Annotated in this window: 1 protein-coding gene; it reads right to left on the bottom strand. The window is 48.7% G+C overall.

Going from position 1 to position 273, the window contains the following annotated elements:
* The coding region (locus tag Q4563_RS19795; RefSeq protein ID WP_442903815.1) for an ABC transporter permease subunit at window positions 1–273 on the bottom strand (273 nt) is incomplete at both ends.

The following is a 273-nucleotide window of genomic DNA, read 5'->3' as shown; positions in this document are numbered from 1 at the left end:
CAGCACGATCACGCCCACCAGCAAGGCAATCACCGCAGCAATCACACAGATATAAAAAGTATATACCCAGAAATTCACTGCCTCGTACTCCGGTGCGATCATAAAAAACAGATAGCCTCCCAAGCCGTAGAACATCGAGTGTCCCAGGGTGATCAAGCCACAACGCCCCACCAGATAATCCAGCGACATCACAAAGATGGCGAAAATCAGTACCGTGGTCAGCTTGTTGATATAAAAAACGTTCTGCTCCAGAAATAACGGCAGCAGCAACGC

Source organism: Gilvimarinus sp. 1_MG-2023 (genome assembly GCF_030548285.1).
This window is presented reverse-complemented; position numbering and strand designations above follow the sequence as displayed.